At 72.4% G+C, this 22,516-nt stretch carries 15 protein-coding genes; 7 read left to right on the plus strand and 8 right to left on the minus strand.

Features of this window, described 5'->3' with window-relative positions; genetic code table 11:
- Positions 1-128 precede the first annotated feature (128 nt).
- From ABZ370_RS12895 to ABZ370_RS12905, 3 genes are read right to left on the minus strand one after another with little or no spacing between them, the layout of a single operon-like run.
- On the minus strand, positions 129-932 hold the full coding sequence (locus ABZ370_RS12895; protein ID WP_358619615.1) for a phosphatase PAP2 family protein: 804 nt from the start codon (positions 930-932) through the stop codon (positions 129-131).
- Between the two features lie 50 nt (positions 933-982).
- Positions 983-2,008: a LacI family DNA-binding transcriptional regulator gene (locus ABZ370_RS12900; RefSeq protein WP_358619617.1), complete on the minus strand. Its 1,026-nt coding sequence runs from the start codon at positions 2,006-2,008 to the stop codon at positions 983-985.
- Positions 2,009-2,033: 25 nt separating this feature from the next.
- Entirely contained in the window at positions 2,034-3,695 is a 1,662-nt protein-coding gene (locus ABZ370_RS12905) for a glycoside hydrolase family 13 protein (RefSeq protein ID WP_358619619.1), read from the minus strand.
- A gap of 270 nt (positions 3,696-3,965) precedes the next feature.
- Between ABZ370_RS12905 and ABZ370_RS12910 the strand changes: the two genes are divergently transcribed.
- The 5 genes from ABZ370_RS12910 to pulA are packed head-to-tail and all read left to right on the plus strand — an operon-like array spanning position 3,966 to position 11,143.
- A complete protein-coding gene (locus ABZ370_RS12910; protein WP_358619621.1) occupies positions 3,966-5,243 on the plus strand; it encodes an extracellular solute-binding protein in 1,278 nt (425 codons plus the stop codon).
- An 11-nt stretch (positions 5,244-5,254) separates the two neighbouring features.
- The gene (locus ABZ370_RS12915) at positions 5,255-6,190 is read left to right on the plus strand and encodes a sugar ABC transporter permease (RefSeq protein ID WP_358619869.1); all 936 of its coding nucleotides are present in this window, start codon (positions 5,255-5,257) and stop codon (positions 6,188-6,190) included.
- A 5-nt stretch (positions 6,191-6,195) separates the two neighbouring features.
- A complete protein-coding gene (locus ABZ370_RS12920) occupies positions 6,196-7,026 on the plus strand; it encodes a carbohydrate ABC transporter permease (RefSeq protein WP_358619622.1) in 831 nt (276 codons plus the stop codon).
- 33 nt (positions 7,027-7,059) lie between these two features.
- Entirely contained in the window at positions 7,060-8,451 is a 1,392-nt protein-coding gene (locus ABZ370_RS12925) for an alpha-amylase family protein (protein WP_358619624.1), read from the plus strand.
- 43 nt (positions 8,452-8,494) lie between these two features.
- The gene (gene pulA, locus ABZ370_RS12930; RefSeq protein WP_358619626.1) at positions 8,495-11,143 is read left to right on the plus strand and encodes a pullulanase-type alpha-1,6-glucosidase; all 2,649 of its coding nucleotides are present in this window, start codon (positions 8,495-8,497) and stop codon (positions 11,141-11,143) included.
- Here pulA and ABZ370_RS12935 read toward each other — a convergent pair.
- The 4 genes from ABZ370_RS12935 to ABZ370_RS12950 form a co-directional block, all read right to left on the minus strand.
- Positions 11,140-13,044 carry a hypothetical protein gene (locus ABZ370_RS12935; RefSeq protein WP_358619871.1) on the minus strand — a complete coding sequence of 635 codons (1,905 nt, stop codon included), beginning with the start codon at positions 13,042-13,044 and terminating at the stop codon, positions 11,140-11,142. The genes pulA and ABZ370_RS12935 overlap by 4 nt on opposite strands.
- Before the next feature lie 159 nt (positions 13,045-13,203).
- The gene (locus ABZ370_RS12940; RefSeq protein ID WP_358619628.1) at positions 13,204-16,338 is read right to left on the minus strand and encodes an alpha-N-acetylglucosaminidase; all 3,135 of its coding nucleotides are present in this window, start codon (positions 16,336-16,338) and stop codon (positions 13,204-13,206) included.
- Positions 16,339-16,464: 126 nt separating this feature from the next.
- Positions 16,465-17,133, minus strand: coding sequence for a response regulator transcription factor (locus ABZ370_RS12945; RefSeq protein ID WP_358619629.1), 669 nt, complete (start codon positions 17,131-17,133; stop codon positions 16,465-16,467).
- A gap of 99 nt (positions 17,134-17,232) precedes the next feature.
- A complete protein-coding gene (locus tag ABZ370_RS12950; protein WP_358619631.1) occupies positions 17,233-18,510 on the minus strand; it encodes a sensor domain-containing protein in 1,278 nt (425 codons plus the stop codon).
- Positions 18,511-18,766: 256 nt separating this feature from the next.
- On the opposite strand from ABZ370_RS12950, the gene ABZ370_RS12955 reads away from it, so the two are divergent.
- The gene (locus ABZ370_RS12955; RefSeq protein WP_358619633.1) at positions 18,767-20,971 is read left to right on the plus strand and encodes an MMPL family transporter; all 2,205 of its coding nucleotides are present in this window, start codon (positions 18,767-18,769) and stop codon (positions 20,969-20,971) included.
- A 69-nt stretch (positions 20,972-21,040) separates the two neighbouring features.
- On the opposite strand, the gene ABZ370_RS12960 is transcribed toward ABZ370_RS12955, so the two are convergent.
- Positions 21,041-21,670, minus strand: coding sequence for a winged helix-turn-helix domain-containing protein (locus ABZ370_RS12960; RefSeq protein ID WP_358619635.1), 630 nt, complete (start codon positions 21,668-21,670; stop codon positions 21,041-21,043).
- A 364-nt stretch (positions 21,671-22,034) separates the two neighbouring features.
- On the opposite strand from ABZ370_RS12960, the gene ABZ370_RS12965 reads away from it, so the two are divergent.
- The gene (locus ABZ370_RS12965; protein WP_358619636.1) at positions 22,035-22,403 is read left to right on the plus strand and encodes a 5-carboxymethyl-2-hydroxymuconate Delta-isomerase; all 369 of its coding nucleotides are present in this window, start codon (positions 22,035-22,037) and stop codon (positions 22,401-22,403) included.
- Positions 22,404-22,516 lie beyond the last annotated feature (113 nt).

Raw genomic sequence — 22,516 nt, forward strand, 5'->3', positions numbered from 1 at the left:
CGCCGGGGACGATCAAACCGTGCAGGCAGGCGCCGATCGGGCTGTGCGGCAGGCGCCGATCAGGCTGTGCGGCCGGGGTCGGCCGGGCCGTGCGGCCGGGGCCCGTCAGGCGGTGCGGCCCGGGTCCGTCAGGCCGGGCGCAGCTCGCCCTCGGGCGCCCGCCGCCGCCCGGTCACCTGCTTCGGCAGCCGGTACGGCAGCGCCCCGTACCAGGCGTACGACAGCCCGAAGCCGAAGGACAGGCAGACGATGCCGCCGACCGCGTCCATCCAGAAGTGGTTGGCCGTCGCGACGATCACCAGCAGCGTCGCCGTCGGGTACAGCAGCCCCAGTACCCGCGCCCACACCGGGCGGGCCAGGGTGGCGATGGTGAGGCCGCACCACAGCGACCAGCCGATGTGCATCGAGGGCATCGCCGCGTACTGGTTGGACATGGTGGCCAGGTTCCCCGAGGCCATCGAGCCCCAGGTGTGGTGCTCCACGACCGTGTCGATGAAGTGCCCGCCATGCATGAGCCGGGGCGGGGCCAGCGGGAAGAGGTAGTAGCCGAGCAGGGCCACGCCGGTGGTCGCGAAGAGGGCCAGCCGCATGGCGGCGTAGCGGCCCGGGTGCCAGTGGTAGAGCCACACCAGCACGCTGAGGGTCACGATGAAGTGGAGGGTGGCGTAGTAGTAGTTCATGCCGACGATCAGCCAGCTGATGGAGTCGCTCGCATGGTTGACGCCGCGTTCGAAGGCCATCCCGAGCCGGTGCTCCCGGTCCCAGACCCAGCCCGCGTTGCGCAGCGCCTCGGCGCGCTGCTCGGGGACGGCGTTGCGGATCAGGGAGTACGTCCAGTAGCTGACCGCGATCAGGACGGTCTCGAACCAGAGCCGGGGCCGCCGCGGCGTCCGCAGCCGGTCCATCGAGGTCCGAGATGTCGCTTCACCCATAGGGCAACAGTCTGCCAGAGATGTCCGATACGGGGTGGGCTTATGTCCCGTTACGGGCGGGCGCCGGGCGCCGCGGCGGTGGACCCCCGGACCACCAGCTCGGGCAGGAAGACGAACTCGCTGGGCGGCGCCGGAGTGCCCCCGATCTCCTCCAGCAGCGTCCGCACCGCCGCCTGCCCCATCGCCTGCACCGGCTTGCGGATGGTGGTCAGCGGCGGGTCGGTGAAGGCGATCAGCGGGGAGTCGTCGAAGCCGACCACCGAGACGTCCTGCGGAACCCGCAGTTCCCTCCGGCGGGCCGCGCGTATGGCGCCCAGCGCCATCATGTCGCTCGCGCACACCACCGCCGTACAGCCCCGGTCGATCAGCGCGCCCGCCGCCGCCTGACCGCCCTCCAGGGTGTACAGCGAATGCTGGATCAGCTCCTCGGACTCCTCGGGCGGCACCCCCAGCCGGTCCCGCATCGCGTGCTGGAAGCCCTCGATCTTCCGCAGCACCGGAACGAACCGCCTGGGCCCGAGCGCGAGCCCGATCCGGGTGTGCCCGAGGGAACCCAGATGAGTGACGGCCAGCAGCATCGCCGCCCGGTCGTCGGGGGAGATGAACGGCGCCCGCACCTTCGGCGAGAAGCCGTCCACCAGCACGAACGGCACGCCCTGGCCGCGCAGCTGGTCGTAGCGCTGCATATCGGCCGAGGTGTCCGCGTGCAGTCCGGAGACGAAGATGATCCCGGCCACGCCCCGGTCCACCAGCATCTCGGTCAGCTCGTCCTCGGTCGAGCCGCCGGGGGTCTGGGTCGCCAGCACCGGGGTGTAGCCCTGCCGGGTCAGCGCTTGCCCGATGACCTGGGCGAGCGCGGGGAATATCGGGTTCTCCAGCTCGGGCGTGATCAGTCCCACCAGCCCCGCGCTGCGCTGCCGCAGCCGCACCGGCCGCTCGTAGCCGAGGACGTCCAGGGCGGCGAGGACGGACTCGCGGGTGGCCGTGGCCACCCCCGGCCTGCCGTTGAGGACGCGGCTGACGGTGGCTTCGCTGACCCCCGCCTGGGCTGCGATGTCGGCAAGCCGTGCGGTCATGGAGTGGGACCTTACCGGTCGCATGTCAGATTGCCCACCACGCACAGGATTCGGCCGGAATGCGCACCGTACCGGCGTCGTACGCCAGCGGCGCGGAGGACAGCAGCGCGCGCCCCGGGACCGGCAGCCGGACCTCCTCCGCGAGGGTGTTGAGCGTGCACACGACGCCCGGACGGGACAGCGCGAGCACCCCCGTTGGGGCGTCCAGCCAGCTCATCGAGCCGTCGCCCAGGCCCGGCAGCTCCCGGCGCAGCGCGAGCGCGGCGCGGTACAGCTCCAGCGTGGAGTTTGGGTCGCCGGTCTGCGCCTCGACGGAAGTGTCGGCCCAGCCGTCGGGCTGCGGCAGCCAGCTGCCGCCCGGCCCGAACCCGTACGACGCGCCCGAACGCGACCAGGGCAGCGGCACCCGGCAGCCGTCGCGGCGGCCCTCCTGACCGTCCTGGCCGTCCTGCCCGTCGGCGGAGGTACGGAAGAACGCCGGGTCCTGGCGGGCCTCGTCCGGCAGGTCGGTCACCTCGGGAAGGCCCAGCTCCTCGCCCTGGTACAGATACGCCGAACCCGGCAGCGCCAGGGTGAGCAGGGCCGCGGCCCGGGCCCGCCGCAGCCCCTGCCCGGGGCCGTCGGCGGCGTACCGGGTGGTGTGCCGGACGACGTCGTGGTTGGAGAGCACCCAGGTGGTGGGGGCGCCGACCGAGGCGGTGGCGGCCAGCGACTCGTCGATCACCTCGCGCATCGCGGCCGCGTCCCACGGGCACTTGAGGAACTGGAAGTTGAACGCCTGGTGCAGCTCGTCCGGGCGTACGTACAGGGCGAGCCGCTCGGCGCTGGGCGCCCAGGCCTCGGCGACCCCGATCCGCGCCCCCGGGTAGGAGTCCAGCAGCCGCCGCCAGCCGCGGTGGATCTCGTGCACCCCGTCCTGGTCGAAGAACGGCAGCACCTGCGAGCCGATCAGCTTGGCCTGTTCGGTGCGGCCGATGTCGGGCAGCCCCGGGGCCTTGACCATGCCGTGCGCGACGTCGATACGGAATCCGTCCACGCCCAGGTCCAGCCAGAAGCGCAGCACGGAGTCGAACTCCTCGCGGACCTCCGGACAGTCCCAGTTGAGGTCGGGCTGCTCGGGCGCGAACAGGTGGAGATACCACTCGCCCGGGGTGCCGTCCGGGCCGGTGGTACGCGTCCAGGCGGGGCCGCCGAAGACGGATTCCCAGTCGTTCGGCGGCAGTTCACCGCCCGCTCCCCGGCCGGGACGGAAGTGGTACCGCTCGCGGGCCGCCCCCCGAGGCCGGTCCGCGAGCGCGCCGATGAACCACGGATGGCGGTCCGAGGTGTGGTTCGGGACGACGTCGACGATCACCCTCAGCCCCAGCTCATGGGCGGTGCGCACCAGATCGTCGGCGTCCCCGAGGGTGCCGAAGAGCGGGTCGACGGCACGGTAGTCCGCCACGTCGTAGCCGCCGTCGGCCTGCGGGGAGGCGTAGAACGGCGTCAGCCAGACGGCGTCCACCCCGAGCCGGGCGAGATGCGGCAGCCGCTCGCGCGCGCCGCGCAGATCCCCGATGCCGTCGCCGTCGCTGTCGGCGAAGGACCGGACGTACACCTGGTAGATGACGGCGTCCCGCCACCAGCGGGGCCCCTCGGGGCAACGTGCCAGCTCGGCCTGGAGAGAGGTCGTGAGCTCCTGGGTCATGCCGGTGAAAGTAACAGCTCTGCAATGTCTTGCGGAAGAGCTTGCAGGGGTGAGTGGCGCCCAAAGGCGCACTACGGGGCCTTATGGCAGCCCTGTCAAGCGCCTGGGCGGCTACCACCGGGACACGCGGGGGTAACGATCCGGTCCGCTTGCAGAAAACCTCCGCAAGGTCTTTCCGGCGGTCTTTCCGGGGCTCCGCAGCGCTGTTACGTTCCTCCGCAACCCGGCGCCGCGCTGGTGCGGCGGCGGTCGGCTCGGGGAGGGGTTCACATGCGACACGGCATTGCGGCCACCGCGCTCATCGCGGCCATCGCGCTCGCGGCAACCGCGTGCGGCGGTGGCGACACCGACGGCGGCGGAAAGGGTGCCGACGGCAAGATCTCCGGCACCGTGACCTACTGGGACACCTCGAACGAGGCGGAGAAGGGCACGTACGAGCAACTCGCGCTCGGCTTCCAGAAGAAGTACCCGGACGTGAAGGTGAACTACGTCAGCGTCCCGTTCGGCGATGCGCTGGCCAAGTTCAAGAACGCCGCGGGCTCCGGCGGCTCCGGTGCCCCCGACGTACTGCGCGCCGAGGTGGCCTGGACCCAGGACCTCGCCAACATCGGCTATCTCGCCAAGTTGGACGGCACCTCCGCCCTCGCCGACCGGTCCGACTATCTGCCCAAGGCGGCCGCCGGGACGAGGTTCAAGGGCGCGACCTACGGCGTGCCGCAGGTCATCGACACCCTCGGCCTCTTCTACAACAAGAAGATGCTGAAGGAGGCCGGGGTGCGGCCGCCCACCAGCTGGACCGGGCTGAAGGCCGCCGCGAAGAAGATCAAGCAGAAGACCGGGAAGACCGGGCTCTATCTGCGCGGCGACGACGCCTACTGGTATCTGCCCTTCCTCTACGGCGAGGGCGGCGATCTGCTCGACACCGGCAAGAAGCAGGTCACGATCGACGACGCGCCCGGCGTCAAGGCGTTCGCCGCCGCCCGCGGGCTGGTCGCCTCCGGCGCGGCGGAGACCGACGCCACCGACGGCTGGGACACCATGCAGCACGCCATCAAGAACGGTGACGTGGCGATGACCGTCAACGGGCCGTGGGCGATCGAGGACACCCTGGCCGGGAAGGCCTTCGCGGACAAGTCCAACCTCGGCGTGGTCCCGGTCCCGGCGGGCAGCGGCGGCCAGGGCGCCCCGCAGGGCGGCCACAACCTCACCGTCTACGCGGGCTCGAAGAACCTCGACGCCTCGTACGCCTTCGCCCGCTACATGAGCTCGGCCGAGGTGCAGGCGAAGACCACCGAGAAGCTGAGCCTGCTGCCCACCCGCGCCTCCGTGTACCGGAACGAGGCGGTCGCGGCCAACCCCAACGTGAAGTTCTTCAAGGCCGCCGTCGACCGGGCCGTCGAGCGCCCGTGGATCCCCGAGGGCAACAGCCTCTTCCAGGCGGTCCTGGTCCAGTTCCCGAACGTGCTCGCCGGCAGGACATCGCCGAAGGAGGCCGCCACGGCGGTCGGGGACGCGTACCGGAAGCTCCTCAAGGGCGACTGGAAGTAGGGCCGGTGACGATGACCGTCGACACCGGCCGCATCCGCACCGCGCTGGCCCGCCACTGGTACGCCTGGGCCATGGTCGCGCCCGTCGTGATCGTCCTCGGCCTGATCATCGGCTATCCGCTGGGCCGCGGCGTCTACCTCTCGCTCACCGACGCCGACGAGACCAACGTCGAGCGCACCATCGGGATCAACCATCTCCCCGCCACCTACCGCTTCACCGGCCTCGACAAGCTCACCGCGGTCCTGAAGGACGAGGTCTTCCTGGACCGGCTCCTGTGGACCGTCACCTGGACCGTCTCCTGCGTCACCGTCACCTTCGCGCTCGGTCTCGGCCTCGCCGTACTGCTGAACCGCCGGTTCGCCGGGCGCGCCGTCTACCGGTCGCTGCTGATCCTGCCCTGGGCGGTGCCCGCCTTCGTCTCCGTCTTCGCCTGGCGGCTGCTCTACAACGAGCGGAACGGCATCCTCAACAAGCTGCTCGACGGCGGTGGCATCGACGCCGTGCCCTGGCTGAACGACCCCACCCTGGCCAAGGTCTCGGTGATAGCCGTCAACGTCTGGATCGGAGTGCCGTTCATGCTGGTCGCCCTGCTCGGCGGGCTCCAGTCCATCCCCGGCGAGCGGTACGAGGCCGCCGAGATGGACGGCGCGAGCCCCTGGCAGCGGTTCCGTCACATCACCCTGCCCGGGCTGCGGCCGGTCTCCTCCACCGTGGTCCTGCTCTCCACCATCTGGACCTTCAACATGTTCCCGGTGATCTACCTGCTGACCCGGGGCGGGCCCGGCGACACCACGGAGATCCTGGTGACGTACGCGTACCGGATCTCCTTCGTCAACAGTCCGCGCGACTACGCGGGCGCCTCCGCCTGGGGCGTCCTCATCCTGCTCATCCTCCTGCTTTTCGCGGTGGTCTACCGCCGCGCCCTCCGCAAGCAGGGAGAGGTGTGAGCGCCATGCGCGACCGTCAACGCGGCCCGCTCGCCTCGATCGGGCTGCACACGACCCTGATCCTCGCCTCGGCCGTCGCGGTGTTCCCGCCGCTGTGGCTGCTGATGACCTCGTTCAAGCCCAAGGGCGAGGCGTTCAGTACCGATGTGATCAAGGACCCCACGCTGGGGAACTACACCCATGTCCTGGCCGATACGGAGTTCCTGACCTGGTTCGGCAACTCGCTGCTGGTCGTCGGCTGTACGACCGTGCTGGGCGTGTTCATCGCGGCCACCACCGGCTACGCCGTCAGCCGCTTCCGCTTCCCCGGCATGCGGCCGCTGATGTGGCTGCTGCTGATCACCCAGATGTTCCCGGTGGCGATCCTCATCGTGCCGCTCTACACGATCATGTCGACGCTCGGCTGGCTCAATCAGCCGGTCTCGCTCATCGTCACCTATCTGACGGTGGCCGTGCCGTTCTGCGCCTGGATGATGAAGGGCTACTTCGACACCATCCCGGCCGAGATCGACGAGTCCGGGCGGGTCGACGGGCTCACCCCCTTCGGCGCCTTCTGGCGGCTGGTCGTCCCGCTCGCCAAGCCGGGCATCGCGGTCACCGCGTTCTACACCTTCATCACCGCGTGGGCCGAAGTCGCCTACGCGTCCGCCTTCATGACCGGCGAGGAGAACCTGACGCTCGCCGCGGGTCTGCAGACCTTCGTCAACCAGTACACCTCCGACTGGGGCTCGATGACCGCCGCCGCCGTCATGATCGCCGTCCCGGCGGCGCTGGTGTTCGCCTGGGTGCAGCGCCACTTGGTGGCGGGGCTCACGGCGGGGGCGACCAAGTCGTGAGGATCACCCCCGGACTTCCCCCGAGGAGGAACGATGACCGGCAGCCGTAGGTCCCTCGCCACCGCGCTCGCCCTCGCGGCGGGCGCGACGGCGCTCGTCGCGGTGCCCCCGCAGCCCGCGCAGGCGGCACCGCCCGGCACCAAGGACGTCACCGCCGAGCTGTTCGAGTGGACGTACGCCTCGGTCGCCAAGGAGTGCACCAGCACCCTGGGCCCCGCCGGATACGGCTATGTCGAGGTGTCCCCGGCCACCGAGCACATCCAGGGCGGCCAGTGGTGGACGTCCTACCAGCCCGTCAGCTACAAGATCGCCGGACGGCTCGGTGACCGCACCGCCTTCAAGAACATGATCGACACCTGTCACGCCGCGGGCGTCAAGGTCGTCGCCGACGCCGTCATCAACCACATGTCCGCCGGCTCCGGCACCGGAACCGGCGGCTCCTCGTACACCAAGTACACCTACCCCGGGATCTACCAGCCCCAGGACATGGACGACTGCACCGCGCGGATCAGCGACTACCGGGACCGCTGGAACGTGCAGCACTGCGAGCTGGTGGGCCTCGCGGACCTCGACACCGGCGAGCCCTACGTCCGCACCCGGCTCGCGCAGTACCTCGACGACCTGCTCTCGCTCGGCGTGGACGGCTTCCGCATCGACGGCGCCAAGCACATCCCGGCCGAGGACCTGGCCGCCGTCAAGAGCAAGTTGAGCGACCCGAGCGTCTACTGGAAACAAGAGGTCATATACGGCGAGGGCGAGGCGGTCTCGCCGACGGAGTACCTGGGCAACGGGGATGTCCAGGAGTTCCGCTACGGCCGCGACCTCAAGCGGGTGTTCCAGAGCGAGAAGCTGGCGTATCTGAAGAACTTCGGCGAGGGCTGGGGCTATCTGGCCGGTGGCCAGGCCGGTGTCTTCGTCGACAACTGGGACACCGAGCGCAATGGCTCCACCCTCGACTACAAGGACGGTGCCGACTACACCCTGGCCAACGTCTACATGCTGGCCTGGCCCTATGGCTCCCCGGACGTCCACTCCGGCTACGAGTTCGGCGACAACGACGCCGGTCCGCCGAACGGGGGCACGGTGGGCGCCTGCTACAGGGACGGCTGGAAGTGCCAGCACAAGTGGCCCGAGATCCGGAGCATGGTCGCCCTCCGCGACACGGCCCGGGGCGCGTCGGTGACCGACTGGTGGGACAACGGCAACGACGCCATCGCCTTCGGGCGGGGCGACAAGGCGTACGTGGTCATCAACCACGAAAGCGGCTCCCTCACCCGGACGTTCCAGACCTCGCTGCCGCCGGGCGGCTACTGCGATGTGCAGAGCGGCAGGACCGTCACGGTCGACTCCTCGGGCCGGTTCACCGCCACGCTGGGCGCGAACACGGCGCTGGCGCTGCACGCGGGCGCCCGTAGCTGTGGCTGACCCCGCGCTCCGCCCACCGGCCGCTCAAGGAGTCGTCAGCCCCGTGAAACCTCCGAAGACCCCCCTCATCCGCACCGCCGCCCTGCTGGCCGCCCTGACCCTGGGCGCCGCGGTCGTGCCCGCCGTGTCGCAGACCGCCCGGGCCGCGGCCCCCGCCACCGCCGAGGCGCAGTGGATCGACCGCGCCACCGTCGTCTGGAAGGCCGAGCACACCGCCGCGACCACCGAGGAGCTGAGCTACGCGGACGGCCGAGCCCTGCGGCTGACCCCGGCCGCGCTGACCGGCGCCCAGCGGGCCGCCTATCCCCACCTGGCCGGGCGCCCCGCCTTTTCCCTCGACCCGCGCGAGAGCGACAAGGCCGCCACGGCGCTGCGCGGGCCGCTGGCCGCCGTGCAGCGCGCGGTCGGCGACGGCCGCGTCCTGCACCGCACCGGGGTGCAGATCCCCGGCGTCCTGGACGACCTCTACGCCGACCGGGCCCGCCGGGCCCGCCTCGGCCCGGTCTTCCACGGTGCCCGCCCCACCCTGTCGGTGTGGGCGCCGACCGCCCGGAGCGTCTCGCTCGACCTCGACGGGCGCACCGTCGCCATGCGGCGGGACGCCCGCAGCGGGGTGTGGAGCGTGACCGGCGGCCCCGACTGGCGGGACAAGCCGTATCGCTACCGGGTCCGGGTCTGGGCGCCGAGCGCCGGGAGGACCGTCACCAACGAGGTCACCGACCCCTACGCGACCGCCCTGACCGCCGACTCCGCCCGCGGCCTGGTCACCGACCTGGCCGATCCCCGGCTCGCCCCCGCCGGATGGGCGGCGCTGAAGAAGCCCGAGGCCGTCCCGGAGCGCGACGCCCGCATCCAGGAACTGCACATCCGCGACTTCTCCGTCGCGGACCGCACCAGCGCCCACCCCGGCCAGTACCTCGCCTTCGCCGACCAGGGCTCGGACGGGATGCGGCACCTGCGGCGGCTGGCCCGGTCCGGCACCTCGTACGTCCATCTGCTGCCCGCCTTCGACTTCGGCACCGTGCCGGAGCGGCGGTCCGACCAGGCCCGGCCCGGCTGCGAGCTGGCCGCCCTGCCCGCCGACTCCGACCGGCAGCAGAAGTGCGTGGCCGGGACGGCCGCCAAGGACGGCTACAACTGGGGCTACGACCCGCTGCACTACACCGTGCCGGAGGGGTCCTACGCGAGCGACCCGGACGGCCCGGCGCGCACCCGCGAGTTCCGGCAGATGGTGCGGGGCCTGGCCCGGGCCGGGCTGCGCACCGTCATGGACGTGGTCTACAACCACACCGTGGCCGCCGGTCAGGACCAGAAGTCGGTGCTCGACCGGATCGTGCCCGGCTACTACCAGCGGCTGCTGGACGACGGCAGCGTGGCCACCTCCACCTGCTGCCCCGGCACCGCGCCCGAGCACGCGATGATGGGCAAGCTCGTGGTGGACTCCGTCGTCACCTGGGCCAAGCAGTACAAGGTCGACGGATTCCGCTTCGACCTCATGGGCCACCACCCCAAGGCCAACATCCTGGCCGTACGCAAGGCGCTCGACGCGCTGACCCCCGCCAGGGACGGGGTGGACGGCAAGGCGGTCATTCTCTACGGCGAGGGCTGGAACTTCGGCGAGGCGGCCGACGACGCCCGCTTCGTCCAGGCCACCCAGCGCAACATGGCCGGGACCGGCATCGCCACCTTCAGCGACCGGGCGCGGGACGCGGTGCGCGGCGGCGGGCCGTTCGACGAGGACCCCCGGGTGCAGGGCTTCGCGTCCGGCCTCTTCACCGACCCCAACGGCTCACCGGCCAACGGCACCCCCGACGAGCAGCGGGCCCGGCTGCTGCACGCCCAGGACCTGATCAAGGTCGGGCTCTCCGGCAACCTCGCCGACTACACCTTCACCGACACCGCCGGCCGCCGGGTCAACGGTTCCCAGGTCGACTACAACGGCTCCCCGGCCGGTTATGCCGCCGCCCCCGGCGACGCGCTCGCCTACACCGACGCCCACGACAACGAGACCCTCTACGACGCGCTCGCCTACAAGCTGCCCGCCACCACCTCGGCCGCCGACCGGGCCAGGGCGCAGGTCCTGGCACTGGCCACCGCCGCCCTCTCCCAGGGCCCGGCGCTCAGCCAGACGGGCACCGATCTGCTGCGCTCCAAGTCGCTGGACCGCAACTCCTACGACAGCGGCGACTGGTTCAACGCCGTCCACTGGGCCTGCGAGGACGGCAACGGCTTCGGGCGGGGGCTGCCCCCGGCGGCGGACAACCAGTCCAAGTGGCCGTATGCCGCACCCCTGTTGACCAACCCGGCGGCGCGCCCCGGCTGCCCCGAGATCACGGGCGCCTCGGGGGCCTACCGGGATCTGCTGCGGATTCGTACGACCGAGAGGGCGTTCAGCCAGGCCACGGCGGAGGGGGTGCAGGACGCGCTGTCCTTCCCGCTGTCCGGGACGGGGGAGACACCGGGTGTCCTCACCATGCGGCTCGACGGGCTCGTCGTGGTGTTCAACGCCACCCCGTCCCGGCAGTCGCAGACCGTGCCCGCCCTGGCCGGGACCCCGTACGACCTCCACCCGGTGCAGACGCGTGGCTCCGACGCCACCGTGAAGACGTCCGCCTACGAGCGCGCGACCGGCACCTTCACCGTGCCCGGCCGCACGGTCGCCGTCTACGCGGCCGGGGGTGGTGGGCACTAACGGAGGGGACCGAGCCGGTCGCCGTTCTTCAGGCGGGCCTTGAGGATGGCGTGGGCGCCGGGCTTGGCGGGGACGGTCAGGGCGCGGTGGTGGGACCGGCCGTGGACGCCGCCGCTCGCCGTGATCGCCGTCACCTGGCGGCTGCCCGCGGCCAGCAGGAACCAGTGGCCGGACCGCGCCTTCCACAGCACGCCCGCCAGGACGCGCGGCGCGCGCGGCCCGCAGGCGGGGGAGGAGTCCGCCGTGCCGGCGACCGCGCCCGCGGCGCCGCGGCGGGTGGTCCACGGCTGGAACTGGGCCAGCACCCGGCTGCCCGGGCCCCGCCAGGTCTCGGCGCGGGTGCACAGCCAGGCCGCCCGGCCGCCCGCCTCGGGCAGCCGCTGGACCCCGAACCGCCAGACGTTCACCGACCGCACCCCGCGCCCGGTCATCAGCGGCAGCCGGCAGGCCGTCCGCTCCCAGCTCAGCAGGGCGTCCCGGCCCGCCACATCGTGCGGGCCGCCGCGCGAGGCGGACCCGGGGTCGCCGTACGTCAGCCGGGCCGGGGCCAGTTCGCCCAGGTCCGCCACCAGGTGCGAGCCGAACCGCAGTGCGGGCCAGCCCCGGCACGGGCGCAGCCGCGGCATGGTGCGCACCGGGTCGGTCACCCCGTCGGCGGTCAGCCGCACCGGGCGCGGCCGCCCGGCGGGGTGCAGCAGGTCCCGTACGGAGGCGCGGCGCACCCAGGGGGCGGCCAGATAGCGGACGTTGCCGTCGGCGCGGCCCAGCACCAGCGCGGTCGAGGCGGCCGCGTCCGCCGCGTCGAGGCGGGCCAGGTCCAGCGCGACCGTGCCGCCCTCGCCGCCGCTGCCCTCCGCGTACCGGGCGACCCGCAGCCCGTCGTACAGCAGCACCACCGCCGCCTGGTCCACCACGCCCGCGTACAGCAGCTGCGGCGGCCCGGACGGCGGCCCCGACTGCGTACCCGCCGTCAGCGACACCCGCACCGAACGCCCCGGGCGCGCCCAGACCGCCAGCGCGCGGCGCAGCAGCGCGGTGTCGCCGAGCCGGTCGCCGCGGGCGGGCCAGGACGCGAAGTCCGCGCGGGTCGTGGTGCGCCACGCGAGGGGCTCGGCGCGCGTCAACCGCTCCGGGTCCAGCGCCCGTTCGGAGGACGGGTTACGGGCGTACGACGGCGCCGCCGCACCACCGCGCCCCCAGCCCTCACCCGGCATCCCCAGCAGCGACCCGCACACCACCAGCGCCACCACGGCCACCAGCAGCGCGCGCAGATGCTGGCGGCGGCGCATCAGATCGGTGGGGCGCGCCTGGAGCGAACACGGGTCGAACTCGGCCGACTCCAGCAGCGCGCCGTCGTCCCGGCTGCCCGCCGGCTCCGGCACCTCGTCCGCCTCGTCGAGCGCGTCCAGCGCGTCGTCCCCGTCCACCCCCGCGGCCTGCAGCAGCGCCCGCACCTCGCGGTCGTCCATCCGCTCCAGCTCGCGCAGCACGTACGCGGCCCGGCCGGGGCCCGACAGCTCGGACAGCGCCTTGTCCAGGGCGAGTTCATCGGCCCCGCCGGAACGGGGGAACAGCCGCAGCCCCCACACCACGGGGAGCGGCGCGCTCAGCGCCCACGGCCGCCGCGGCCGGGCGGCCCGCAGCGCGGCGCGCAGCACGCGCAGCCGCACATAGGCGTACCCCGCGTCGCCCGCCGCCCCCTTGGTGCCGCGCTGCCACGGCAGCTCGACCTCCTGGACGTCGGCTCTGCCCTGGTTGCGCGGCAGCGCCCGCTGCGCCAGCCCGTGCGCGGCCAGCACCCGCCGGGTGCGGCCCATGCCGGGCGGCAGGATGAGGTACGCGAGCCGCACCAGCCGCGGATAGTGCTCGACGATGGCGGCCTCGGCCTGCTCGACGTCGATCGGGCCCGCGGTGTCGTCGGTGTCGGCTGTGTCGGCTGTTTCGTCATCGAGATGGGCTGTCGCCTGCTGCTGCTCCACGTGGCGTAAACGAGCGGCGGCGGGCGGAGGTCACAAAGCGGGGCGGCTCCGCCCCCGGAGACGGGGGCGGAGCCCTGCGTCTCAGCTCACGCGCCAGCCGCTGAACTCGACCGTGCCGCGTGCCCCGGTGCCGCCGTGGGCCGCGCTCATGAACAGCCCGGCGTCCTGCGCGGCCGCCGCGCCCGGCACGGTCACGGTCGCCACCTTGCGCCAGTTCGCGCCGTCGTCGGTGGACAGCTCGCCGGTGTACGAGGTGGCGGAGGTGCGCGTCAGCCGCAGCAGCACCGGCGCCTTCACGCCCGTCACCCGCTGGTAGGTGTCGAGCGTGCCGTCGCCGTTGGAGTCGTACGACAGGACGACCCCGTTGGCGGGGGTGACCGACAGGTTGACGAACCCCGGCGAGCCCGCCGTCCCCAGCGCGTTGCGGGCGATGATCCCGGCGCGGGCCCAGGGCCCGGTGACGGCCTGCGCGTCCACCTTCACCGTCACCGCCGTACCGGTCCGCAGCGCGCCCTCCCGGTACGCGGCGCCGAACTCGGCGGTGGCCTTCCACAGGTCCTGGCCCGCCCCGTCGATCGCGAACCGCTCGCCCAGCTGCCCGAAGACGGCGCCGTTGTTGGTGACCGTCTTCCAGCCGTCGGCCAGCGGACCCGCCACCCACAGGGTGCCGGTGTGCACCGCCCGCACCCGGTCCTCGCCGCGCGGCCCGTACCGTACGGCGAGCTCGTAGGGATACGGCTTCAGCGGCTCGGCCGGCGGGTCGTCGGGCGCGGTGGCCCGCCAGTGGACCTCGCCGCTCCCGGCCGCGGGCACCGACGGCAGCGAGGTGGGGCCCTGCGGCGCGGGGTCGAGGCCGGTCACGGTCAGGCCGAAGTCGACGCGGCCGGTGGCCCGCAGCCCGTTGACGTTGCGCAGGGTCGCGGTGATGACCGCGGCGCCGCCCGGCGGCAGCGTCCCCGGCTCGGTGCCGACGGTCAGCGTCCCCTGGTACGGAGCCTTGGCCAGCGCCTCACGCACCCGGCGCGCCGTGCTCCACGCGTCCGCCACCGGCCGGACCGGATAGCTCTTGCGCTCCCGGGTCCACGGCTCCTCGACCGCGTACCAGTCGAAGGCGCGCGGCGCGCGGCCTTCAGCGAGCGCGTCCTCCAGCTCGTCCAGATAGGACTGCCACTGCGGCACGTGGAAGTCGCCGATGAGGCCGTGCCAGTCGCGGTTGGCGTAGTTGGCGAGCTTGCCGCCGTCCGCCGCGCCCCGGTCCGCCCAGGTGGTGATGAGGGCGCGCGCGGCGAACTCCAGCTGCGCGGACTCCTCCTCGCCCGAGGCCATCCGCTTGGCGTCCTCCAGCCACGGGCCGAGGAGGAGCCGCCGGTGGGTGCCGGTCACGTCGTCGCTCAGCCGCATCAGCTTGAGCCACAGCCGGGACAGCGCCCGGAAGGTGTCCAGGTCCTTGCGGGCGTACGCGTCCGAGAGCTGCGGCGCCAGCTGCCAGGAGCGGTTGGCGAGCGCCTGCCGGGCGGTGTCGGCGAGGTCGTAGCGGTACGCGTCGCTGTCGCGCAGCCCGGCCCGCACCCCCAGCAGCGCCGCCAGGGCCGCGTCGAAGCGGGCGATGTCGAAGGCGGGGGTGTGGGTGGCGTAGTAGGTGCCCGAACGCGCGTCGACCGAGGGCCGGGAGGCGAAGACGGAGTCGTGGGGGCGGCCGTCCTTGCTGCTGATCCGGTACGCCGTGTCGCGCAGCGCCGCGAACGCCTCCCGCGCCTTACCGTCCGGCGCGCCGTAGCGGACGTCGGCGTAGGTACGGAACCACGCGTCCCGGTCCACCGCCTCGTCCCGCCATGCCAGCTCGCTGAACAGCTCGAACGCCGCCGGATCGCGTTCGACCGCCTCCGGCATGTACGCCGTGCCGACCAGCTTGCTGCCCGGCTTGTCCCGCCAGACCGTGAACCGGTCCGCCCAGATGTGGGTCTTGGCGCCGATCGTCGTACGGCCGCCGAAGTTGGGGATGGTGCCGAACGCGTACGGCACCGAACCCCAGTCCTTCTCCCGGTCGGTGATCGTGTCCAGATCCGACAGACCGTCCACGACCAGCATGTGGTCATGGTCCACGGCGTCCAGGAGGTCGCGGCGGGGGTTGGCCTGCCAGCCCAGGATCACCCAGATGGCGCCGGGGCGGCCGGTCCGCAGCGCGGTCTCGACGGCGCGCGCGGCATCCGGAACCGGGACGTCACCGGCGTTGCCGCCCTCGTGCAGCAGGTCCATCTTGAACAGGTCGCACGCGCCGAACAGGTCGTGCTGGTGGCGGTAGAAGGCGGCGGCCACCTCGCGGAACGCCTCGGTGCGCGGGTCGAGCCAGTCGGGCCGCCGGAGCCCGTTCCAGTCGCCCTGCGGCACCGTGCGCGCCTCCGGGTTGCGGTCGGCGAAGCCGTCGGGGACGGTGCCGAAGTAGCCGGGGAAGACGGGCCGCATGCCCAGCTCCCGCAGCCGGTCGGCGATGCGCCGCCCCAGGTCGGTCCGCTTCTCCAGCAGCGCCGTGGACACCGGGCCGCCGTAGACGCTCATGTTCTGCATCAGGAACCACGGCTGGTGGGCGGGGGTGGGCAGCCAGGCGCGCGCCTCCGCGTCCGTATAGCCGAAGTCCTGGAGCAGCCGGTGGTAGACGGCCTCCTGGCCCGCGGTGACCAGCAGTTCGTTGCAGCCGTGCAGGGCCGCGACGTCGATCAGGTGTTCCCAGCGGTCCCAGTCGGCGAACGGGGCGGTGTAGCCGTCGTGGGTGTCGTTGAACGCGAAGCGGTGCGGCAGCGCCGTCGACCGCTCGACGGTGCCGTGCGGCGCTGGCAGCTTCTTGGGCAGCTCCAGCTGATCGCCCGCCCAGGTGATCTGGGCGTGACAGGTGTACTTGAGGTACCAGTGGACGCCGGTGAGCAGCACCGCGGGGCTCGTCCCGGCCACCGTGATCCGCCCCGCCGAACCCGTGACCTCGAACCGTTCCTTCTTCTCCCGGGAGCCCCGGGGAAGCGCCACCAGCCGGAACTGCCCGGCGTGGTCCGGCAGCAGCCGCCGCAGCGCGGCACGTGCGGGCGCGGTGGAGAACGTGGTCACGGCGGTGTCCTGTGGCTGCGTTGGTACGTCGGCCTGCGCGGGGGAGTGAGCCCCTAACGCGGCCCCGGCCCCGAGTGCTCCGGCGGTTCCGATCAGCGTGCGTCTGCTCAGGTCGCTCATGCGCCCCCCAACGGACAACGGCCAACGGTTGTGGTGCGCAGGGCACTTAACCAGCGATGCGGGGCGGGAGCAATGGGGCACGCGCGCCGGGAGCCATGGGGGCACGCGCGCCGGGGGAAGCGCCCGTCAGCTCCCGTTCGCCTCCGTACGCCCCCGGTCCAGGTACGCCAGCACGGCCAGCACCCGGCGGTTGTCGTCGTCGGACTGCGGCAGGCCGAGCTTCCCGAAGATGTTCGAGGTGTGCTTGGCGACGGCCCGCTCGGTCACCACCAGCTGCGCCGCGATCGCCGTGTTCGACCGCCCCTGCGCCATCAGCTCCATCACCTCGCGCTCCCGCGGCGTCAGACGCCCCAGCGGCTGGTCCTGCGAACGCCGGGACAGCAGCTGCGAGATCACCTGTGGGTCCATCGCGGTACCCCCCTCGGCGACCCGCCGCACCGCGTCGATGAACTGGTCCGCGTCGAAGACCCGGTCCTTGAGCAGATACCCGATGCCGCCGCTCCCGTCGGCCAGCAGCTCCCGCGCGTACAACTGCTCGACGTGCTGCGACAGCACCAGCACGGGCAGCCCGGGCCGCTCCCGCCGCGCCGCCAGCGCGCACTGCAGACCCTCGTCGGTGAACGACGGGGGCAGCCGTACGTCCACCACGGCCACGTCCGGCTTCAGCTCCGACAGCGCCCGCGTCAGCTCGGGACCGCTTTCGACGGCGGCCGCGATCTCGAAATCGTAGGCCTCCAGCATCCGCACCAACCCGTCCCTGAGCAGGAACAGATCCTCGGCAACGACTACGCGCACGGCGGGCTCCATGACGTCATCGGGCCCGGAACGGAACTCCGGGCCGAATGCGTCGAATGTACCGTCGTCAGGTCGCCGTTGGGGCTCGGACCGCCGTGCTCAGACTGTCGGGCGCGGGGCGGTCGGGGTGCAGGGGATCTCCATCGTCACCATGGTGGGGCCGCCGGGCGGGCTGCTGACGGCGAGGACGCCGTCGAAGGTGCCCAGCCGCCGTTCGATGCCGCTGAGTCCGCCGCCCCGCGCGACGCGGGCGCCGCCGTCGCCGTTGTCGGTGACCGCGACGCGCAGCATTCCGGCCTCGTGGTGGATGTCGAGCCACATGCGCGCGGCGCCGGAGTGCTTGGCCGCGTTGGTGAGGATCTCGCTGACGGCGAAGTACGCGGCCGCCTCGACCGGTTCCTCGAACCGGCCGTCGAGTTCCACCTCGACCTCCACCGGCAGGGGCATCCGCAGGGCCAGGGCGCGCACCGCGTCGCCCAGACCGCGTTCGGCCAGGACCGGCGGGTGGATGCCGCGGACCAGATCGCGCAGTTCGGCCAGGGCCTCGGCGGAGTTGGTGCGGGCCGCGGCGAGGAGCTCCTTGGCCTTGGCCGGGTCCTTCTCGATGAGCGCCTCGATGGTGCCCAGGCTCATGCCCATGGCGACGAGCCGGGCCTGTGCGCCGTCGTGCAGATCGCGCTCGATGCGGCGCAGCTCGGCGGCCGAGGTGTCCACCGCGTCGTGCCGGGTCTCGGTGAGCCGCTCGACGCGCGCGGTGAGGGCCATGGCCGGGGTGGGGGCGAGGAAGGCGCGGGTCAGCTGGAAGTGGGTGCGCAGCAGCACGGGCGAGGTGAACAGGCCGAAGACGAAGAAGCCGACGCCGGTCAGCGCGGCGAGGTTCGCGGTCCCCTGCGAGGTCACGGGGACGAACGCGTACCAGTAGGTGCCGCCCGCGTCGACGATCGGCTCCCAGACCCCGGCGGCCAGCACCCAGCCCTCGACCCCGTACGGGATGAAGACGCAGGCGAGCGCCGCGGTGATACAGCCCGCCGTCATGTCGACGAGCAGCCACAGCAGGTCCCGCCAGGTGGCCGGGTCCTTCAGCAGCTGGGTGCACAGCTCCACCTGGCCGGTCAGGCCCGAACGCCGGTCGGCGGGCAGCGGCCGGTAGGGCAGCCGGATCTGGACCCCGGACCACTCGGCGGCCAGCAGCCGGCGCCGATTGGCGTGCCACCGCACCGCGCGGACCATCGCCGGGGTGGTGAGGACGCCCAGGCCCAGCAGCATGAGGACGAGGGACAGCACCGTCAGCACGAACAGCGTGAGCGAACCCGCGAGCGTGATGAACATCAGGGCGAAGCCCCGTACAGAGGCCAACAGTCTGCTGCGGACCTTCATCCCACGTCCTCCAGGGTTCTTCTGCCGTGCGGTGCGGCTCTCAGTTCTCCGATGTTCTCAGTCTGCTGGACGCCGCGTGGCCGGTCACGGGGGCCGCGCCCCGACCGGGGGTACACCTGGCACCACCCCCGGGTCTCTCCTTATGCCTCGGGGGTTCGGGGGTTGCCCGGCTGGGGCGGGATCGCTCCTTTTTCTAGCTTGGGAACGTGACCGATCCGGTCCGTATCCAGCCCTTGTTCCCAGTGGGAGAAAAGCCATGAACGCAACGAGGCGAGGTCTCGCCGTGCGGCTCGGTGGGTGGAGCACCCGCCACCGCAAGTCCGCGATCATCGGATGGCTGCTGTTCGTGGTGGTCGTCGCCGTCGTCGGTGGCATGTCCGGGTCGCGGCAGATGACCGATTCCGAGAACGGTGCGGGCGACTCCGCCCGCGCCCAGAAGATCCTTGAGGACGCCGGGGTCACCACGCCGGCCGGCGAGATGGTGATGCTGCGCAGCGCCGACCCGGACGGCTGGCGGGCCGCGGCCGGTGATCTCACCGCCCGGCTGGAGAAGACCGGCGAGACCGCGCGGATTCAGCCGCCGGTGCGCTCGGCCAGTGGCCGGGAGGGGCTGGTCACCTTCCAGCTCAAGGGCGATCCCGACACCGCGGGGAAGCGGGTGAAGCCCGTCCAGGACGCGGTGGCGGCGACCGGGTCCGCGCACCGGGGGATCACCACCCATGAGTTCGGCGACGCCACCGCGCAGCACGAGCTGGACGGCATGCTGGCGAACGACTTCAAGAAGGCCGAACTCACCGCCGTCCCGCTGGCGCTGGGCATCCTGCTGGTGGTCTTCGGGGCGCTGGTCGCGGCCCTGCTGCCGGTGCTGCTCGGGCTGACCGCCTGCATCGGCACCTTCGGACTGCTGGCCCTGGTCAGCCACAAGCTGCCGCTGTACGACTCCACCAACTCGGTCATGTTCCTGGTCGGGCTGGCCGTCGGCGTCGACTACTGCCTGTTCTACCTGCGGCGCGAGCGGGACGAGCGGGCCGCGGGCCGGGACGCGGAGACCGCGCTGCGCATCGCCGCCGAGACCAGCGGCCGGGCGGTGCTGATCTCCGGGGTCACGGTCATGCTGGCGATGTCCGGCATGTTCCTGTCCGGGCTGATGCTCTTCAAGGGCTTCGCGGTCGCCACCCTGCTGGTCGTCCTGATGGCCATGCTGGGGTCGGTGACGGTCCTGCCCGCCACGCTGTCCTGGCTCGGCGACCGGATCGACAAGGGCCGGGTGCCGCTGCTGAACGGCCGCCGTAAGAGCCGTAAGGAGGGCGTCCGGGCGAGCGGCGGAGTCACCGGCACGCTCATGAAGCCCGTCCTGGCCCGGCCGAAGCTGTTCGCCGCGATCTCGGGAGCTCTGCTGCTGATGCTGTGTGCCCCCGCGCTCGGGATGAAGACCGAAAACCTCGGCATGGAGAAGCAGTTCGGCTCGGACGCCCCGCTGACGGTGGCGTACAAGGAGATCACCGGGGCGTTCCCGGGCGGCCCGGCCCCGGCCGAGGTGGTGGTGCGGGCCGACGACATCTCCTCGCCCCGCTTCGGCGCGGCCGTCACCGACTTCAAGCAGCGGCTGGCCGACTCCGGCCGGTTCGGCAAGGCCGTCGAGGTCGAGCTGCACGCGAAGCAGGGGGTGGCCCGTATCGAGGTGCCGCTGGCGGGCAACGGCGAGAACGCGGCGTCGAAGCGCGCACTGGACACCCTGCGCGACGACCTGGTGCCGGACATCCTCGGCCCGGTCTCCGACGAGGCCTATGTGGGTGGTGAACTGGCCGGGAGCCGCGACTTCACCGACCAGCTGAAGACCGACATCGCGCCGGTCTTCGCCTTCATCGCCGCCGTGACCTTCCTGCTGATGCTGGTGTGCTTCCGCTCGCTGCCGATCGCGATCGTCTCGATCCTGCTCAACCTGCTGTCGGTGGGCGCCGCGTACGGCACGATGACCGCCGTCTTCCAGCATGGCTGGGGCGCGGAACTGCTGGGCATGGAACCGGCCGGGGCGATCGAGTCGTGGATGCCGCTGTTCGTCCTCGTCATCCTCTTCGGACTGTCGATGGACTACCACGTCTTCGTCGTCTCGCGGATTCGTGAGGCGCACGACCGGGGCCTGTCGACGCGGGACGCGATCCGCGAGGGCATCCGCTCGACGGCGGGCTCCGTCACCGGCGCGGCCGCCATCATGGTCGCGGTGTTCTCGGTCCTGGGGCTGCTGCGGATGCAGGACATGCAGCAGATGGGCGTCGGGCTCGCGGTCGCGGTGCTGGTGGACGCCACGCTCGTCCGGATGCTGCTGCTGCCCTCGCTGATGGCGCTGCTCGGCGAGCGCAACTGGTACCTGCCGCGCGCGCTACGGTGGCTGCCGAACCTCAGCCATGGCGAGGCTCCTACCCCCGAGGAGTCCCGCCCGCTGGTGGGCGCCGAGCGCTGAGGCGCGGCGCCTGCCGAGGAGCGCCGTACGGACCGAGCCGCGGTCCGTACGGCGCTCCTTGCCGCCGTGCTACGCGCTCGGCACGTACTTGTAGCCGACGCGCCGCACCGTCACGATCGACCCCCGGTGCTCCGCGCCCAACTTGCGGCGCAGCCGGGCGACATGGACGTCCACGGTCCGGCCGTCGCCGACGTGTCCGTACCCCCAGACCGTCGTCACCAGCTGGTCGCGGGTGTGCACCCGGTGGGGGCGGGCGACGAGATGGGCCAGCAGCTCGAACTCCAGATAGGTGAGGTCGAGCGGCTGCCCCGCGACCTGCACGGTCCGCTGCTCGGGGTCGATCCGCACCGGGCCGTCGCCCGTGGTGAGCGGGGCGCCGGTGGGCGGCGGCACCGCGGACGCGGCGGGCAGCGCGGGGGCTGCGGGCACGGCGGACGCGGACGCGGGGGACTCGTGCCGTTCGGCCGGGACCAGCACCAGATAGCCGATCATCGGCGGCTGTCCGGGGAGGGCCGGGACGGTGTGCGGGGGAGCGGGCAGCCAGGTGGCGCCCGGGTGCAGCAAATCGTCCACCGGGGGCACCTCGTCCCGCGCGACGGCTCGTAGCCGCTGGCGGCCGGTGAGCGGAGTGCGCCCGGGCACGGCGGCGGCCGCGGACGAGGTGGCGGGGGAGGCGGACAGGCTACGGACGTTCGTCATGGGAGTCAGCTCTTTCGCGCTGGGGGCGTCGGTGGACGTCGTGCGCGCGGGCTGGGCCGTGGGGGCTCGTAACAGGGGAAACGGCGCCCCCGGAGCCGTGCGACGGATTGCTGAGCGGCCGGGTGGGGCGGCGTCAGCAACCGAGCGAGCGGGCCCGCGCAACGGATGCGCGGCAACACTCGCGGTCGAAGTGGTGCGCCTGCCGGGACGGCCAGAACGGCTTGAGGTCGAAACGACCCGTCGCTGCGTTGAGGAGGCTGACCATGCCCCTATTGAAGCAGAAGAACGGCCCGGGGCGCTCGGTCCCCGGACAGGGTGCGACGATGCCCACTCCGCTTCACAGAGCTGATGAGGAGTGCCCGCCGTGCCGCACATCGTCGTCGAATACTCCGACATCCTGACCGACGCCTTCGACCGCCAGGGCTTCGGCACCGCCCTGCACCCGGTCGTCGCCAAGACCATCGACACCGCGGTGGCCGGGTGCAAGACCCGGTTCCGGCGGATCGAGGAGGCCGTCATCGCGGACGGGGCACCTCATCTCGCCATGATCCACATCGAGGTGGCGATCCTGTCCGGCCGGGACGCCGAGACCAAGGCGGAGCTGTCCCGCGCCGTGCTGGACGTCGCCCGCGAGCATGTGGCGCCGGTGCCGGGCCGGACCGTGCAGACCACGGTGAACATCACCGACCTGGACCGCGGCTGGTACGCGAAGCACGAGGAGATTACGGCTTAGTCTCGCGGATAGCGGAGACAATCCGACATCTACCTATAAACCAAGGTGAGGCGCACAATGGTGGTGCGGCGGTATTACCGCACCGCGCGGTCAGACTTGCATGAACGAAGGAG

This window comes from Streptomyces sp. NPDC005962 (genome assembly GCF_040629205.1).
Classification (GTDB): domain Bacteria; phylum Actinomycetota; class Actinomycetes; order Streptomycetales; family Streptomycetaceae; genus Streptomyces.

Bases quoted from the DNA above. Each gene is read 5' to 3' on its own strand.
- ABZ370_RS12895 (WP_358619615.1), bottom strand. From the start codon at position 932: ATGGGTGAAGCGACATCTCGGACCTCGATGGACCGGCTGCGGACGCCG.
- ABZ370_RS12900 (WP_358619617.1), bottom strand. From the start codon at position 2,008: ATGACCGCACGGCTTGCCGACATCGCAGCCCAGGCGGGGGTCAGCGAA.
- ABZ370_RS12905 (WP_358619619.1), bottom strand. From the start codon at position 3,695: ATGACCCAGGAGCTCACGACCTCTCTCCAGGCCGAGCTGGCACGTTGC.
- ABZ370_RS12910 (WP_358619621.1), top strand. From the start codon at position 3,966: ATGCGACACGGCATTGCGGCCACCGCGCTCATCGCGGCCATCGCGCTC.
- ABZ370_RS12915 (WP_358619869.1), top strand. From the start codon at position 5,255: ATGACCGTCGACACCGGCCGCATCCGCACCGCGCTGGCCCGCCACTGG.
- ABZ370_RS12920 (WP_358619622.1), top strand. From the start codon at position 6,196: ATGCGCGACCGTCAACGCGGCCCGCTCGCCTCGATCGGGCTGCACACG.
- ABZ370_RS12925 (WP_358619624.1), top strand. From the start codon at position 7,060: ATGACCGGCAGCCGTAGGTCCCTCGCCACCGCGCTCGCCCTCGCGGCG.
- ABZ370_RS12940 (WP_358619628.1), bottom strand. From the start codon at position 16,338: ATGAGCGACCTGAGCAGACGCACGCTGATCGGAACCGCCGGAGCACTC.
- ABZ370_RS12950 (WP_358619631.1), bottom strand. From the start codon at position 18,510: ATGAAGGTCCGCAGCAGACTGTTGGCCTCTGTACGGGGCTTCGCCCTG.
- ABZ370_RS12955 (WP_358619633.1), top strand. From the start codon at position 18,767: ATGAACGCAACGAGGCGAGGTCTCGCCGTGCGGCTCGGTGGGTGGAGC.
- ABZ370_RS12960 (WP_358619635.1), bottom strand. From the start codon at position 21,670: ATGACGAACGTCCGTAGCCTGTCCGCCTCCCCCGCCACCTCGTCCGCG.